Annotated in this window: 16 protein-coding genes; 11 read left to right on the top strand and 5 right to left on the bottom strand. The window is 60.7% G+C overall.

Features of this window, described 5'->3' with window-relative positions:
• Positions 1–86: 86 nt before the first annotated feature.
• Complete coding sequence (locus ACLKMW_RS18605; RefSeq protein ID WP_415725993.1) at positions 87–1262, bottom strand: alpha/beta hydrolase; 1176 nt, start codon at positions 1260–1262, stop codon at positions 87–89.
• A gap of 115 nt (positions 1263–1377) precedes the next feature.
• Entirely contained in the window at positions 1378–2835 is a 1458-nt protein-coding gene (locus ACLKMW_RS18600; RefSeq protein ID WP_415725992.1) for a TrkH family potassium uptake protein, read from the bottom strand.
• A gap of 161 nt (positions 2836–2996) precedes the next feature.
• Here ACLKMW_RS18600 and ilvA point away from each other — a divergent pair, with 161 nt between their 5' ends.
• From ilvA to ACLKMW_RS18580, 4 genes are all read left to right on the top strand, one after another.
• Positions 2997–4253 (top strand): threonine ammonia-lyase IlvA, encoded by a 1257-nt coding sequence (gene ilvA, locus ACLKMW_RS18595; protein ID WP_415725991.1) that lies wholly within the window; start codon positions 2997–2999, stop codon positions 4251–4253.
• An 11-nt stretch (positions 4254–4264) separates the two neighbouring features.
• A complete protein-coding gene (locus ACLKMW_RS18590) occupies positions 4265–4795 on the top strand; it encodes a DUF1697 domain-containing protein (RefSeq protein ID WP_415725990.1) in 531 nt (176 codons plus the stop codon).
• A gap of 316 nt (positions 4796–5111) precedes the next feature.
• Positions 5112–6518: a DEAD/DEAH box helicase gene (locus tag ACLKMW_RS18585; protein ID WP_415725989.1), complete on the top strand. Its 1407-nt coding sequence runs from the start codon at positions 5112–5114 to the stop codon at positions 6516–6518.
• A gap of 116 nt (positions 6519–6634) precedes the next feature.
• Positions 6635–7843, top strand: coding sequence for an MFS transporter (locus ACLKMW_RS18580; protein ID WP_415725988.1), 1209 nt, complete (start codon positions 6635–6637; stop codon positions 7841–7843).
• Positions 7844–7848: 5 nt separating this feature from the next.
• On the opposite strand, the gene ACLKMW_RS18575 is transcribed toward ACLKMW_RS18580, so the two are convergent.
• Complete coding sequence (locus ACLKMW_RS18575) at positions 7849–8670, bottom strand: SDR family NAD(P)-dependent oxidoreductase (RefSeq protein WP_415725987.1); 822 nt, start codon at positions 8668–8670, stop codon at positions 7849–7851.
• Positions 8671–8720: 50 nt separating this feature from the next.
• Between ACLKMW_RS18575 and ACLKMW_RS18570 the strand changes: the two genes are divergently transcribed.
• From ACLKMW_RS18570 to ACLKMW_RS18550, 5 genes are all read left to right on the top strand, one after another.
• Positions 8721–8897, top strand: a complete 177-nt coding sequence (locus ACLKMW_RS18570) for a hypothetical protein (RefSeq protein ID WP_415725986.1) — start codon at positions 8721–8723, stop codon at positions 8895–8897.
• 33 nt (positions 8898–8930) lie between these two features.
• On the top strand, positions 8931–9965 hold the full coding sequence (locus ACLKMW_RS18565) for a cysteine synthase A (RefSeq protein ID WP_415725985.1): 1035 nt from the start codon (positions 8931–8933) through the stop codon (positions 9963–9965).
• Positions 9962–10705, top strand: coding sequence for an alanyl-tRNA editing protein (locus tag ACLKMW_RS18560; protein ID WP_415725984.1), 744 nt, complete (start codon positions 9962–9964; stop codon positions 10703–10705). Before ACLKMW_RS18565 ends, ACLKMW_RS18560 begins: the two co-directional genes overlap by 4 nt.
• Before the next feature lie 71 nt (positions 10706–10776).
• Positions 10777–11628: a 3-mercaptopyruvate sulfurtransferase gene (sseA, locus tag ACLKMW_RS18555; protein WP_415725983.1), complete on the top strand. Its 852-nt coding sequence runs from the start codon at positions 10777–10779 to the stop codon at positions 11626–11628.
• A gap of 2 nt (positions 11629–11630) precedes the next feature.
• On the top strand, positions 11631–12194 hold the full coding sequence (locus ACLKMW_RS18550) for a GNAT family N-acetyltransferase (protein WP_415725982.1): 564 nt from the start codon (positions 11631–11633) through the stop codon (positions 12192–12194).
• Between the two features lie 50 nt (positions 12195–12244).
• Here the strand turns inward: ACLKMW_RS18550 and ald are convergent, their stop codons facing one another.
• Positions 12245–13360, bottom strand: a complete 1116-nt coding sequence (ald, locus tag ACLKMW_RS18545) for an alanine dehydrogenase (RefSeq protein ID WP_415725981.1) — start codon at positions 13358–13360, stop codon at positions 12245–12247.
• 243 nt (positions 13361–13603) lie between these two features.
• Between ald and ACLKMW_RS18540 the strand changes: the two genes are divergently transcribed.
• The gene (locus tag ACLKMW_RS18540) at positions 13604–14080 is read left to right on the top strand and encodes an Lrp/AsnC family transcriptional regulator (protein ID WP_415725980.1); all 477 of its coding nucleotides are present in this window, start codon (positions 13604–13606) and stop codon (positions 14078–14080) included.
• Between the two features lie 11 nt (positions 14081–14091).
• On the opposite strand, the gene ACLKMW_RS18535 is transcribed toward ACLKMW_RS18540, so the two are convergent.
• The gene (locus tag ACLKMW_RS18535) at positions 14092–14682 is read right to left on the bottom strand and encodes a 5-formyltetrahydrofolate cyclo-ligase (RefSeq protein WP_415725979.1); all 591 of its coding nucleotides are present in this window, start codon (positions 14680–14682) and stop codon (positions 14092–14094) included.
• A gap of 144 nt (positions 14683–14826) precedes the next feature.
• Here ACLKMW_RS18535 and ACLKMW_RS18530 point away from each other — a divergent pair, with 144 nt between their 5' ends.
• A complete protein-coding gene (locus ACLKMW_RS18530) occupies positions 14827–14958 on the top strand; it encodes a hypothetical protein (protein WP_415725978.1) in 132 nt (43 codons plus the stop codon).
• The last annotated feature ends 67 nt before the right edge of the window (positions 14959–15025 follow it).

Genomic DNA, 15025 nt, shown 5'->3' with positions numbered 1-15025 from the left:
CACAGACATGGAAGGCGACAAGACTTTGTCTGTCAAGCGCAATACATGGATGGGGATTTTGACCAAGAATCCAATGATCTTGCGAGCTAGTTCGCACCGCCGATTACGACGTTAAGCACCTCGAATGGCGTCGTAATGACGATTTCGGCGGCCGAAGTAATCGTCTGGGTTATACCGCCTGCCAGCGAACCGATCCGATTGCCAACCTCGTTCTCGTCTGTGTCGAGATCGTCGTCCTCGCGCAGCTTGTCGCCGAGCAACGTGATGAGCGCCGGATTGTCGGCAAATTTCGAATGATGCAGACGATCGCCCGCCGAAACCTTGGTCAGGTCGACGACGGTGACGCCAAGGCTGGCGATATCGGCGGCATCGTTGTAGCCGCCAAGCCGCGGCTTGTTGCCGGCAATAAAACGCGCCAGTTCCAGCGCGCGGTCATCGCCGGAAAGAAACAGGAAAAACGGCTTGTTCGGCTTCCCGTAGCGGCGCATCTGGCTCTTGAAAACATCGACGTCTATGTCCGGCGAAGCCAGGACGACATCGCCGAGCTTGCCGCCGAGATCGCGGTCGTCGGTGATTGCGAGCTGACGGAAGGCCTCCACCGTGACCCAGTTTCCCATGGAATGGGCGATCACGTCGACGCGTTTGGCGCCCGACTTGGCGACGAGGCGCAGTGTTTCCTCAAGGGCGTCGCGGGCGGCGGTGGCGCTGTTGGTGTCGTAGACATAGTCGGAGATCCTGCCGCCCGAGGCCCAGGAAAACAGCACCGGCGTTCCGGAATATCCGGCGTCGTGCGCGATCTGGGTCAGCCGGTAGACGGCACTGTCGAAGGCCGTGTTGTAGCCATGAACAAAAACCAGCGCCCGCCCGCCTTTGGCGGCGATGTCGGCGCGCAGCGCGTTCGAGAATGCCGGAGCGCTATTGAAAGTGGTAATGGAGTCGGCCGTGAAATACTTCGCTGGATCGACGCGCTGTCCTTTTTTGCGGCGCTCGATGGCGCCGGTTTTGTGGATCGCTGGCACGGTCATTCCCACCCGCGCGAACGTAACGCTTGGCGAACGTTCGCCTGCGTAGACTTCCTTGGGGTTCGAGGCTTTGGCGCGAGTGGTGGCGACGAAGATTTCGTGCCGACCGGCGATCGCGCTCGCGGGCGCTTGCGTTGCCGAATTGCCGAGGAGTTCGTGGGTCGCCTGCCCGGCGCAACCTCCGACAAGGAGGGCGAGTGCGACAATGCCGAACCTGACTGACAAAACTCGAAACATCATCTGCCCGCCGGCTGTCTTCGCTTTTCTACCTCTGATACGGCCTGGCGAACAGAGGGTCCAGCAGGTTGCAGTTCCGACTGACCGATTTGCGCCGGTGTGTTGCCTTAAGATCGCTCTAGCGACCCCAGAAGGTCGGTGTGAAGACTACCAGGACAGCCAGGATCTCCAGGCGTCCGAGCAGCATGGCGGCCGCGCATATCCATTTGGCGGCGTCCGGAACCGACGAGAAATTGCCGACCGGGCCGATGATCGGGCCAAGACCTGGGCCGACATTGGTAAGCGAGGTGAGAGCCCCTGTGACCGCCGTGATGAAATCCAGTCCTGTCGCCCCGAGCAGAACGGTTATCGCCGCCCAGAGAATGAAAAATGACGAGATGAACAGAACGATGGCGCGCTGCATGTCGTCTGGCACCGTGCGTTCGCCGTAGCGAACCGGAAGGACGGTATTGGGATAGATGAGGCGACGCAGGCCGTTCGCCAGAAGTTCGAACACGACCAGAAAGCGATAGGCCTTGATGCCACCGGTGGTCGAGCCTGAGCAACCGCCCAGAAACATCGCGACGAAGATGCAGACGACCGCCAGCGGCCCCCACGCGGTGTAGTCCTGACTGGCGAAACCGGCTGTGGTGATCACCGACGTGAAATTGAAGGCCGACTGCGTCAGCGCCTCGAAAAACGGCACACCAGCCTTGATCCGCAGATAGATCGCGATCGCCAGTGCGAAGGCGACGCAGTAGCCTGCGTAGACCTTGATCTGCGGATCGCGCAGCGCCTCGAAGCGGCCACGGATGGCAAACAGAATCATGATCGAAAACGGCAGGCCGCCGATGAACATGAAGATAGTGCCCGTCCACAGCACGGCCGGATTGTCCGCATAGCGCAGAAACGAGGTGTCATGAGTGGAAAAGCCGCCAGTCGCTACCGTCGCCATTGCGTGATTGATCGCGTGGAAACCCTCCATGCCCGCGGCCGTGTAGCAAATGGCGCAGGCAACGACGAGCGCCGTATAGATGCTGATCAGGCTTACCGTGAATGTCTGAAAGCGTTCGAACGGGCGATCCTCGATATCGGACGACTCGATCTTGAAGTAGGAAATGCCGCCGATATTGAGGAATGGCAGTAAGAATAGGCCGAGCGCGATGACGCCGAGGCCGCCCATGAAGCTCAGTAGCGAGCGCCACATCAGGATGCCAGGAGGGGCGGTGTCGAGCCCGTTGATGACAGTCGAGCCGGTGGTGGTGATACCCGAAACCGATTCGAATACTGCGTCGGCCAGGCTCATATCCAGCGACGACGCAAGGAACGGCACAGTGCCGGCAAGCCCCATGGTGAGCCACAAGAGGTTGACCAGCAGAAAGCCGAAGCGCGTCGTGGCGGGAGGCGGGTTGCCCTGTGTCGCAAGGGCGACCGACATTGCAAGCCCGCCCATGAACATCGCCGAGAACCCGAAAACCTTCCAGTCGTCATTGCCGTAATAAAGATCGACCGCCGCCGGAATCAGCATTGCCGCTGACAGATAGATTGCAAAAATCGAAGCGACGTGGATCGCAGCGCGAACGGCGGCTCTATTCACGGTGAAGTTGCAACCCCTGCTGACGCGGTCCGCCACCGATCATTGGAGACGGAGGCGGCGGACAGTGGCGTCATCCGCTTGAATATGCAATAGGCTGCGCTCGTCTGGCGCGCCCGAAAACGGGCGCCAGACGCCCCGCGCAAGGGCACGAAAGGATTGCAATGACGAGTTTTTCCGATGGCGTGGCACGCGCTGCACAGGCTATCCGCGAGTTGTTTCCGGAAACGCCGTTGCAGGAAAACAGCTATCTGTCGCGCAAGACCGGCGCCCATGTCTTTTTGAAGCGGGAAGATCTGTCGCCGGTCCGTTCCTACAAGATTCGCGGCGCCTTCAATTTCTTTCGCAAGACGCTTGCCGCCGGCAACGCCGCCGAACTGTTCGTCTGCGCCTCCGCCGGCAATCACGCGCAGGGCTTCGCCTTTGTGTGCCGGCACTTCGGCAAGAAGGGCGTGGTCTTCATGCCGGTCACCACGCCGCAGCAGAAGATCAACAAGACGCGTTTGTTTGGCGGCGAATTCGTGGAGATCAGGCTGGTCGGCGATTTCTTCGATGCCTGCTATCGCGCCGCGCAGGAGTTCACCGAATCGGCGGGCGCTCATATGGTGCCGCCCTTCGATCACAAGGACATCATCGAAGGGCAGGCGACCGTCGGCTATGAAATTGCCGGCCAGTTGCCGCAGGGGCGCAGTGCCGACATGATCCTGCTGCCGGTTGGTGGTGGCGGACTGGCCGCTGGCGTGACCCACTATTTCGCCGACCAGGAACGCGATACGCGGTTCATTTTCTGCGAACCTTCAGGCGCCCCGAGCCTCGCTGACAGCTTGCGCGCGGGAAAGCGGGTCAAGCTCGAAGCGGTCGATACCTTCGTCGACGGAGCGGCGGTTGCCGAAATCGGCAGGGAGCCTTTTCGCCATCTCAAGGACTTCACGCCTGACTCGGTTCGGCTCATCCCCGAGAACCGCCTCTGCGCGACGATGATTGAAATGCTGAACATCGAGGGCGTCGTGCTGGAGCCGGCCGGCGCGCTCGCCATCGATGCGCTCAAGGACTTCCCGCGTAAGGAGATCCGGGGCAAGACGATCATTGTCGTGGTCTCCGGCGGCAATTTCGACTTCGAACGGTTGCCGGACGTCAAGGAAAGGGCATTGCGGTTCGAGGGACTGAAGAAATATTTTGTCTTCCGCTTCCCGCAGCGTCCCGGAGCGTTGCGGGATTTCCTCGGGCTGCTTGGCCCTGATGACGATATTGCCCGTTTCGAATACTTGAAGAAGTCGGCCCGCAATTTCGGTTCGGTGCTGATTGGCATCGAAACAAAGGATGCAAAGAATTTCAACGTATTGGCCAAGCGTTTTCATGAAGCAGGTTGGGCCTATCAGGACATCACCGACAATGAGACCATCGCCGGGTTGGTGATCTGACGGGAGGCGCCATGACCGTCTATATCGTTCTGTTTCGCGGCGTGGGAGGCGCAACCCAACTCCCCACCAAGCCGCTTCGCGAGGCGCTGACCACGGCCGGGCTCGAGCATGTCGCCACCTACATCAACAGCGGCAATGCCGTTCTGGCTTCGAACAAGAGCAAGGCCGAGACGGCGGCCGACATAAGGGCGATCTCCAAGCGGGAGTTCGGCTTCGAGAAGGACATCATGCTGGTCAGCCGCGCGGCATGGTCCAAGGTGATCAAGGAGAATCCGTTTCCCGAAGCTGTCGACCGTCCCACCACGTTGCATGTCTTTGTTCTATCCAAGGCGCCGGCAAAGGAAGATATCGATGCGCTTGGCGGCCGGACGACCGGCGAGGAACGCATTTTCGTAAGCGGCCAAATCCTTTATTTCCACGCACCGGAGGGGTTTGGGCGCTCCAAGCTGCCGCCGGTGATTGATCGTACGCTCAAGGTTGTCTCGACGGCACGCAACTGGAACACCGTCCTCAAACTCCAGGAACTGGCGGCGGCCATTTGACTGGTTCGCCCCGATTTTGCGCCGCAACATAAATTTGTTTGCTTTCTCGTCCCAAATCGACCATATGCGCCCCATAGGCGCTTGGGCCGGGTTTCCGGCTCTCCCGAAAGTGGGACAGGTTGCGTCTGTTTCTCCTTCCCGACAAATCGGTCATTGGAGAAAAAGTCCTGCGAGCCTTTGGTTCGCGGCACGACAGCGCAGCCGCGCGGGCACGACACGCCCGCCGCCTTGTCGTTTCCATAATAGATTTCGCCGGTGGGTAAGCGCCCTGCCGCGAGCCTCCTTTGCGGCCGGGGCCGCATGAAAGAAGAATAAATTGACGAACGAAAACACTGCGGAACCGACAGGTTTCGCCAAGCTTGGAATTACCGGAAACCTCCTCAAAGCCACTCATGCCGCGGGTTTCGACACGCCAAAGCCGGTGCAGATGCAGGCTATTCCAGCCCATCTTGCTGGTCGCGACGTCCTGGCTGTTGCCCAGACCGGTTCGGGCAAGACAGCAGCCTTCAGCCTTCCGATCCTAACCAAAATCGTCGGTCTCGGCACCAAACGGTCGCCGAAATCGGCACGCGCGCTGATCCTTGCGCCGACGCGCGAACTGGCTGTGCAGATCGAGGAAACGATCCGGGCCCTTTCAAAGGGTCTTCACGTTTCCACCGCACTGGTGCTGGGCGGCGTCTCGCGCTTCAGCCAGGTCAAGAAAATGGCGCCTGGTGTGGACGTGCTGATCGCCACGCCGGGGCGTCTGACCGACCTTGTGCGCGAGGGCGAGATCAACCTGTCGGAGACGCGCTGGCTGGTGCTGGACGAAGCCGACCGCATGCTCGACATGGGCTTTATCCACGATGTCAGGCGCCTTGCCAAGGCAACACACAAGGACCGTCAGACCGCGCTTTTCTCGGCTACCATGCCGGCTGAAATCGAGACGCTGGCGCGCACCATCATGAAGGACCCGGTGCACATCGAAGTTGCACCGCAGGGCACGACGGCGGCTGAAATCAAGCAAAGCGTGGTGCTCGCCCGCGTCAAGCAGAAGCGCCACGTGCTGTCGGCGATGCTCGCCGACGAGGCAATGCGGCAGGTGATCGTGTTCGCCCGCACCAAGCATGGTGCGGATCGCGTCACCCGCGATCTGGAGCGCGATGGCTTCGACGCAGCGGTCATTCACGGCAACAAGTCGCAGAACGCTCGGCAGAAGGCGCTTAACGGCTTCCGCGACGGCTCGGTGCGTATCCTGGTCGCGACCGATATTGCGGCCCGCGGCATCGACGTTCCCGGTATCAGCCATGTCGTGAACTATGAACTGCCGGACGAAGCCGAAAGCTACGTTCATCGCATCGGCCGCACCGGTCGCAACGGTGCCGATGGCATTGCAATCACGCTTTGCGATCCGGGCGAGAACGCAAAGTTGCGGCAGGTCGAGCGCATCATCCGGATGAAACTGCCGATCGCGGCCGATCATCTCGGCCAGCCGGACCCGAAGCCCGAGCCGAGGACCGCTGAGCGTCGCACGCATGAGCGTGGCCCGAAGGAGCACTCCGAGGGCGCGCGCAACGGTCATCGAAATGGTGGCAACCGGCCGCGCGGTGAGGAAAAGCCACGCGAGCGCACCGCGAAGAAGCCATTCGCCGGCAAGCCGGCAGGTGACCGGCCGGGCAACGGAAAACCGTTCCGCGGCAAGCGCCGGAGCTTCGGTGGCCGCAAACCGGCGCAGGCCGCCTGATCCGGCATCTGGACCCGAGTTCCCGAGGAACATGGTCCAATTGCGAAATATCAAATCGTGCGATAGGGCGGTTGGGGCGATTGCTTCGGCCGCCCTGTTCGTTGGGAGGGCACGCTTTGGCCGGTATCGTGACGCTCGCCTTCGCCTATGTGCTGTCGCAGTTCTACCGTACCTTCCTTGCGGTGCTGACTCCTGTTCTCAGTGCCGAGCTCGACGCCACCAAAGGCGATCTCTCCGCCGCATCAGGCGCGTTTTTTCTCAGCTTTGCACTGGCGCAGTTCGCCATCGGCGTGTGGCTTGATCGATATGGGCCCAAGCGAACGACGGCTGCCATGCTGGCTGCCTGCGGTGGGGGCGGAGCGCTCCTGTTCGCGGCCGCCTCGACCCCATGGATGGTGACGGTTGCCATGGGGCTGATCGGGTTCGGCTGCGCGCCAGTGCTGATGGCAGCGGTGTTCATCTTCGCGCGCATCTATCCGCCGGCGCGGTTTGCGGTGCTGACCTCGTGGATGGTCGCCTTTGGAACCGCAGGCAACGTTATCGGCGCTTCACCACTCGCCAATGCTGCGGAAGCCTTCGGTTGGCGCCTCGTTATGGCGGGGCTGGGTCTGATAACGCTTTTGGCTGCCGTCGCCATTTTCGCCTTGGTGCGCGACCCGGAGAAGCCGGCGGAGATGCAGGCCGGAAGCACCGGCCTGTCCGGCTATGTCGAATTGCTGCGGCTGAAGGTGCTCTGGCCGATCATTCCGCTCGCGGCGATTGCCTATGCTCCTTCGGTCGGCATTCGCGGTCTATGGGCCGGACCATATCTGGCCGATCTCTATGGAGCCGACACCATCCTCATCGGCGAGGTGACGCTGTTCATGGCATTGTCGATGGTGGCGGGCGCGTTTGTCTATGGTCCGCTCGATCAGATCTTCAAAACCCGCAAATGGGTTGCCGTAGGTGGCGGTTTGGTCAGCCTGCTTTCGATTTCGTGGCTTGCGCTCAATCCGGTGACGAGTTTGACACTCGCCACGATAGTCCTGGTGCTGATCGGCATATCCGGCGGCAGCTACGGGCTGATCATGGCCCATGCGCGTGCTTTCCTGCCGGTGCACCTGATCGGCCGCGGCGTTACCCTGATGAACTTCTTCACCATCGGCGGCGTCGGCCTGATGCAGTTCGCCACCGGCGGCGTGGTAACGGCGAGCCACGTGCCGGGCGCGCCGGAAGCGGCTTACGTGATGCTGTTTGCCTTTTACGCGGCGATGTTAGCCTCGGCGCTGTTAATCTATTTGTTCGCCCGCGATGCCCGGCCGGATAAAGGCGTGATTGCCCTTTAAGCCTGTTACCGGCGTGGTTTGCGCGCTTTTGCCAAGGGACGCATTTCCCACCCGGTGAGTTTGCGCACCAGCCGGTAACGGAGTGAAAACGGCAGGATATTCAGGGCCTTCAGTATCAGGGTGAATCGTCTGGGGAAGCTGGACTCGAAACCGCCGGTCCGAAGGCTGCGGGCCATTCGCGCCGATGCGTCGTCCACCGACATCAGGCCCGGCATGTAGAAGCTGTATTTTTCGGTAAGTGGCGTGTCGATAAAGCCGGGATTGAGCACCTGCAGCCTGATATTCATCTTGTCGAAATCGTATTTGAGGGCTTCCGCCATCGTTGCCAGCGCCGCTTTCGATGCACTGTAGGCCGCAGCGGAAGGCCAGCCGAAATAGCTCGAAGCGGAGCCGATGAAGACGATATGACCACGGCCGCGCGCTCGCATGAAATCAACCACCGGCACCAGCCCATAGACCGTGCCGAACAGATTGATGTCGAAGGTGTTCAGAATGTTTAGCGCATCGAGGCGGTCGCCGCGCGTGGGGAAGTAGCAGCCGGCGTTGAAAACCGCCAGAACGATCTTGCCGGCGGCACGTTCGATCTCGGCGACTGTCTTCGCCATCTGCTCCTGATCGGTAACGTCGCAGGGAAAAGAGATTATATTTCTGTTTATTATAGAAGCTTCTTCAGACAGGGATGAAAGCCGTTCCGCGTCGCGCGCGGTTGCCGCGACGGTGTAGCCTTCCGCAGCCAGTCGCAGGGCAAGTGCGCGGCCTATCCCGGTGCTGGCGCCGGTTATCCAGGCGACGCCATCCTTGGGATTGGCCCGGTACAGTTCTGGCATGAAGCGTTCCGTTATCCGTGATTCGAACTGTGGCTCGGAAAGAGACGCCGGTGAATATCCATGCAACGACAGGATGGCAACGCGCCAGTGGCTGGACGGCGCAACAGTGTCTTTGTGCTGGACACGAGAAAATTCTTCTCATTCTGTACCAAGCGCTCGCCGAAATGTCCAAATTGCGTCTGGGCCAGGCCAAATCCAGCCTTGAAAGCGCCGAGCGTGGTTTTTAGTGTCGGAAATCTCACCAGGTAAGGAATTTTTTCATGTACCGCTCGGTTATCGACGCAATCGGCAACACTCCGTTGATCAGGCTCAATCGCGCCTCGGAGGAAACCGGTTGCGAGATTCTCGGCAAGGCCGAATTCATGAATCCCGGCCAGTCGGTCAAGGACCGCGCCGGTCTGTTCATCATTCGCGATGCCGAAGAGAAAGGGCTTTTGCGTCCGGGCGGCGTCATCGTCGAAGGCACCGCCGGCAACACGGGCATTGGGCTTTCGGTGGTTGCCAAGGCGCTGGGCTACCGCACGGTGATCGTCATTCCGGATACACAGAGCCAGGAAAAGAAGGATGCGTTGAGGCTGCTGGGCGCCGAACTGATCGAGGTGCCGGCGGTGCCTTACCGCAACCCCAACAACTATGTGAAAGTCTCCGGACGTCTGGCCGAGCAGCTTGCCAGGACCGAACCCAATGGCGCGATCTGGGCCAACCAGTTCGACAATGTCGCAAACCGCGACGGCCATATCCGCACCACGGCGCAGGAAATCTGGGAGCAGACCGACGGCAAGGTCGATGGTTTCGTCTCCGCCGTCGGGACCGGCGGCACGCTGGCCGGCGTGGCGGCGGGGCTGAAGGACAAGCGCAAGTCCGTCAAGATCGCACTCGCCGACCCGCTGGGTGCTGCGCTTTACAGCTACTACACCAGCGGCGAACTGAAGGCGGAAGGGAGCTCGATAACGGAAGGTATCGGACAGGGGCGTATTACCGATAATCTTCAAGGGTTTACACCGGATTTCTCCTACCAGATTCCAGATGCCGAAGCGCTGCCGATCATCTTCGATCTGGTGCAGGAGGAGGGGCTTTGCATGGGTGGGTCCACCGGCATCAATATCGCCGGCGCAATCCGTCTGGCGCGCGATCTTGGTCCCGGCAAGACCATCGTGACGATCCTGTGTGATTATGGAACACGCTATCAGTCGAAGCTGTTCAATCCGGAATTCCTGCGTGCCAAGGACCTGCCGATCCCTGAATGGATGGATCGCCAGCCCGAGATTTCGGTGCCGTTCGAGGCCGTGGCGTGAGGCCCGCATCAACCCAGGCGCTGTTTCGCGACGACGCATATGCGAAAGAGGCGGCGGCTGCCGTCGTATCGATCAACGAGCGCGGCGGAATCATCCTCGACCGGACGATATTTTACGCCACGTCGGGCGGTCAGCCGGGCGATACCGGCTTCCTGACGCGCTCTGATGGCAGCCGCATTGCGGTTGCCGCGACGATTACCGGCGAGACCAAGGACGAGATCATCCACGTCCCGGCGCCGGATCAAGCGCTGCCGGAAACGGGCGAACAACTGGCACTTGCCATCGACTGGCGGCGGCGTCACTTGTTGATGCGCATGCACACCGCCTGCCATCTGCTGACGGTCGTCTGTCCGTTTCCGATAACCGGTGCCGCGGTCAGCGAAGATGATTCGCGCGTCGATTTCGACCTGCCCGATGCCGGGTTCACCAAGGAGGAGGTCACAAACCGCCTCATGGAATTGGTCGCGGCCGATCATCCAGTGTTCACGCGACTTATCACAGAGGCGGACCTTGCAGCCAACCCGGGATTGGTGAAGTCCAAGAATGTCCGCCCGCCGACTGGAAACGGCAAGATTCGGCTGGTCTGCATTGGCGAGGATGCGGCGGTCGACAGCCAGCCTTGCGGTGGAACGCATGTGCGCAGCACAGGCGAGATCGGCGAGATCCACATCGGCAAGATCGAGAAGAAGGGTCGCGAGAATCGCCGCTTTCGCATCCGTTTCGGGCCGCTGCCGACGTAATGATCGCGGCAGGCGTTCAATTGCCGTCAAGAATGTGCATGATGCGTCACGATTGAATTTGGAGTTCGCAGATGCCTGAAAAGAGCCCGTTCGTGATCGATGCAGACTGGCTCCAGCAGCGCCTCGAGGAGCCGGGCGTATCCATCATCGACGCATCCTGGTATCTGCCGGCGCAGAAGCGCAACGCCCGTGCCGAATACGACGCGGCTCATATTCCGGGGGCGGTGTTTTTCGATCAGGATCTGGTTGTCGATCCGGATTCCGATCTGCCGCACACCTTGCCTTCGCCAGAGGTATTTTCGCAATATGTCGGCTCGATGGGCATTTCGGCCGACGATACGATCGTCGTTTATGACGGGCCGGGCATTTTCTCCGCGCCGCGCGTCTGGTGGATGTTCCGGGTCATGGGCGTCTACCAGGTCTATGTCCTCGATGGCGGCATCGACCGCTGGAAAGCCCAAGGGCGCCCGGTAACCTCGCAGCCCACCAAAATCGCGCCATGCATCTTCCATGCCGCTTTCGACGCGAGCAGGGTCGCTTCGCTCTCAGATATGCGGCGGATCGTCGACAGTGGCGAAAGTCAGATCGCCGACGCTCGGTCGGCCGGCCGTTTCGCCGGCACCGACCCGGAGCCGCGAGCAGGGCTGCGCTCGGGCCATATGCCTGGGGCAAGAAACGTGCCGTCATCCGCACTGTCGAAAGATGGCGAGCTTTTCGGTTTGAAGGAACTTGAAGCAACGCTGCGCGCCGCCGGGCTGGATTTGTCAAAGCCGGTCGTTACCTCCTGCGGCTCCGGCGTTACCGCCGCCATCATCACGCTTGCCTTGGAAAGCCTCGGTCACAAGGACAACAAGCTCTATGACGGTTCCTGGACAGAGTGGGGCGGGCAGGCCGACACTCCGGTCGCCACAGGCAAGAATTGAGCATGGGCGGGGACGACAAATCGCGGACTATTCAGGTCACGGTGACGTTTCTGGAGATGGGCGCGCCACCGGCTCACTATCCGCCGATGCCCATGAACCGGCAGATCGCTTTGTTGAAAGCGCGCGCAATGCCGCTGCACTACTACCGTTATCTGATGGATCGCGTCGGTCGGAAATGGGAGTGGGTCAACGCATTGCGACTTGATGACGAGGAGCTTGCGGCCGGCCTGCATAGGGAAGACCGCGACGTTCGCGTGCTTTATCTCGACGGCGCGCCCGCCGGCTTTTTCGACATCAAGCCGCATCTGCCGCAGGTAGCGGAACTGGCCTATTTCGGCATGATGGAACATGCGGTGGGGCAGGGGCTCGGCCGCTGGTTTCTCGGTGCCGCGATCGAGGCTGCCTGGTCGCACCATCCTAAGCGCGTTGCGGTGCAGACCTGCACGATGGACCACCCCGCAGCACTGCCGCTTTATCAGAAGCTCGGTTTCTCGCCTGTCGGCCAAAAGCAGGAAACCATCCGCACCATGACGTTCGAAGAACGCTCCGCCAGCGTCATGCGCTGACTAAGCCGTCGCTGAACCAGCCTTCGCTCGGTCGGCGGACTTTCGATGCCTTAAGCGGCGAGCGCCGCTTTCGGCTCGATCATCTCATAGCCCAGAGCGTCAGCCACGGCACGGTTGGTGATCTTGCCGTGATGCACGTTGAGGCCGTTGCGAAGATGAGGCTCATCGACCAGCGCCTTCAACCCCTTGTCCGCCAGTTGCAGGCCGTAGTGCAGGGTTGCATTGTTCAGCGCGTGCGCCGAAGTCACCGGCACCGCGCCCGGCATGTTGGCGACGCAGTAGTGGATCACACCGTCGACTTCATAGGTCGGCTCGGCATGGGTCGTGGCGTGCGAGGTTTCGAAGCAGCCGCCCTGATCGATGGCGACATCGACCAGAACCGCGCCGGCCTTCATGCCGGAAAGCATTTCGCGCGTCACCAGCTTTGGCGCGGCTGCCCCGGGGATCAACACTGCGCCGATGATGACATCGGCTGAGAAGCATTCCTCTTCGAGTGCTTCGACAGTCGAAAAGCGGGTATGGACGCGGCCGCCGAAAAGTTCATCGAGGAGGCGCAGGCGCGGAATCGACCGATCGAGGATGGTCACGTCCGCCCCGAGACCCGCCGCCATTCGCGCGGCATGGAGACCCACCACGCCGCCGCCGATGACGGCAACCTTGCCCGGCGGTACTCCGGGCACGCCGCCCAGCAACACTCCACGACCGCCATTGGGCTTCTGCAGGGCGGTTGCGCCGGCCTGGATCGCGAGCCGCCCCGCCACTTCCGACATCGGCGCCAGCAATGGCAGGCCGCCGCGATCGTCGGTGACCGTCTCATAGGCAACGGCCGTCACGCCGGAGTCAAGGAGGCCGCGTGCCTGTTCGGGGTCCGGCGCCAAATGCAGGTAAGTATAGAGAATCTGGTCGCTTCTCAGTTGCACCCATTCTTCGCGTTGTGGTTCCTTGACCTTCACGATCATATCGGATCTGGCAAAGACATCGGCGGCACTGTCGGCAATTGCGGCACCGGCCGCGCGGTAGGCATTGTCGTCGGCACCGATGCCTGCGCCCGCGCCGGTTTGGACCAGGACTTCATGGCCATGAGCCACATATTCGCGCACCGCCGCCGGCGTCAGCCCGACGCGATATTCATGATTCTTGATTTCCTTGGGACATCCGACGCGCATTGCCATTCCTCCATGCGTTCGCGCATTTGGCGTGCGGCTGAATCGTCTGAACGAGCGGAAAGTGCGGGTTCAGACTGCCGGCGCGACCCGAACGCTTCATGCGCCTGATGCGCCAGCGGATTTTCACCAACGCTCGATGAAAACACAGAAGCCGCTCGACGTCCTTGCAAATTTACGGCAGAGCTTGTGCTCGAACGCCGTTCGTTGCACAGAATCGCAAAAATTTCGAAGGAATCACCAAGAATGCCGCTTGATCGGATCGACATCGCCATTCTCGAGGCGCTGCAGAAGGATGGTCGCATGCCCAATGCGGCGCTTGCGGAAAAGGCCGGCCTTTCACAATCGGCCTGTTCGCGCCGCCTCGATAATCTCGAGAAGAGCGGCATCATCCAGGGCTATCATGCGCGCCTGTCGAACGCCGCTCTCGGTCACCAGATGACAGCGGTCGTGCATATTTCACTGTCCGGCCAGTTTGAAAAGACGCTTTCGGACTTCGAAGTGGCCGTCAAACGCTGTCCCAATGTCCTTTCATGCCATCTATTGTCCGGCGAGTATGACTACATATTGCGGGTCACCGCGAAAGACCTTGCGGACTATGAGCGGATTCACAAGGAATGGCTGTCGGCATTGCCCCATGTCACCAAGATCAATTCATCCTTCGCACTGCGTGAGATCGTGGATCGCACGGCGATCGGGATGAAGCCGGAATTGGCGCAATAGGACCAAGCCGCCTATGCGGGCAGCTCGGTGACAATCCGGTCCATCGGAATGTCATGGGTTTGCGGGTGAATGGTCGCGATCCGCGCCATGCTGTACCCGATACCGATGACCATCGGCTTTTTCGGCATCGCAGCCAAAGTACGGTCGAAAAAGCCACCGCCATAGCCGAGGCGATAATTCCTGTCATCGAAGCCGACGATGGGCGAAATCACCACGTCGGGCAACACACGTTCGCCAGCGGCCGGGATTGGGATGTTCCAGACGCCTTTTTCCAGTTGGTCGCCGGGTTTATAGGCGCGAAATTCCAGCGGATGCGCCTTTTCGATGACAACGGGCAGGGCGACGCTGCCACCGCGCTCGATGATCGATCCCATCCATGCGCGCAGGTCGGGTTCGCCGCGAAAGGGCCAGTAAAGGCTGACCCGAATGTTTGCGACGGGGCCGATGGCGGCATCAAGACCCTGCGCAATGCGCTGCGACATGGCGGCGCGTTCTTCGGCCGGTATGGCCAGGCGTTCCTCGATCAGCCGGGCGCGTTCGGCTTTGCGCCAAGCCGCTACCTCGGGCCAGGTTTGCGGATTCCTTCCGGCTTGATCGTCCATGCTTCTCCCTCCATGATCTTCTTGCAAGATAGGACCGACCGAAGAAATTCCGGGCCGACCGGCGACATTCCCTGTTCGCGCTGCCACAGCGCCGAATTTTCACAGCATGAGAAAAAATTTCGTAACATTCAAGGACGGTAAGCCATGCGCTATGTGATCGCCGTTTGTCTCGTCACCGGTTTCCTGATCTGGGATGCCTTTTCCAATGACGGACGTTATCTGGACCAGAGCGTGCGCATGCTGCGTTACGCAGCTAACTATATCGGTCTTGGTTAAGGGTGCGGCGGAAAGACCATAACGAACGCATTGACGTCGAAGCGATGGCAACTCAAAAGACCCCGGC

The sequence above is a fragment of the Borborobacter xinjiangensis genome (assembly GCF_047739745.1).
Classification (GTDB): Bacteria; Pseudomonadota; Alphaproteobacteria; order Rhizobiales; family Rhizobiaceae; genus Pseudaminobacter.
The sequence above is the reverse complement of the archived record's forward strand: the minus strand, read 5'-3'. Positions and strand labels throughout refer to the sequence as shown.

What these genes read in the sequence shown, in the direction of transcription:
- ACLKMW_RS18605 (WP_415725993.1), bottom strand. Translation starts at nt 1,262, where the DNA reads ATGATGTTTCGAGTTTTGTCAGTCAGGTTCGGCATTGTCGCACTCGCC.
- ilvA (WP_415725991.1), top strand. Translation starts at nt 2,997, where the DNA reads ATGACGAGTTTTTCCGATGGCGTGGCACGCGCTGCACAGGCTATCCGC.
- ACLKMW_RS18590 (WP_415725990.1), top strand. Translation starts at nt 4,265, where the DNA reads ATGACCGTCTATATCGTTCTGTTTCGCGGCGTGGGAGGCGCAACCCAA.
- ACLKMW_RS18575 (WP_415725987.1), bottom strand. Translation starts at nt 8,670, where the DNA reads ATGCCAGAACTGTACCGGGCCAATCCCAAGGATGGCGTCGCCTGGATA.
- ACLKMW_RS18565 (WP_415725985.1), top strand. Translation starts at nt 8,931, where the DNA reads ATGTACCGCTCGGTTATCGACGCAATCGGCAACACTCCGTTGATCAGG.
- sseA (WP_415725983.1), top strand. Translation starts at nt 10,777, where the DNA reads ATGCCTGAAAAGAGCCCGTTCGTGATCGATGCAGACTGGCTCCAGCAG.
- ACLKMW_RS18550 (WP_415725982.1), top strand. Translation starts at nt 11,631, where the DNA reads ATGGGCGGGGACGACAAATCGCGGACTATTCAGGTCACGGTGACGTTT.
- ald (WP_415725981.1), bottom strand. Translation starts at nt 13,360, where the DNA reads ATGCGCGTCGGATGTCCCAAGGAAATCAAGAATCATGAATATCGCGTC.
- ACLKMW_RS18540 (WP_415725980.1), top strand. Translation starts at nt 13,604, where the DNA reads ATGCCGCTTGATCGGATCGACATCGCCATTCTCGAGGCGCTGCAGAAG.
- ACLKMW_RS18535 (WP_415725979.1), bottom strand. Translation starts at nt 14,682, where the DNA reads ATGGACGATCAAGCCGGAAGGAATCCGCAAACCTGGCCCGAGGTAGCG.
- ACLKMW_RS18530 (WP_415725978.1), top strand. Translation starts at nt 14,827, where the DNA reads ATGCGCTATGTGATCGCCGTTTGTCTCGTCACCGGTTTCCTGATCTGG.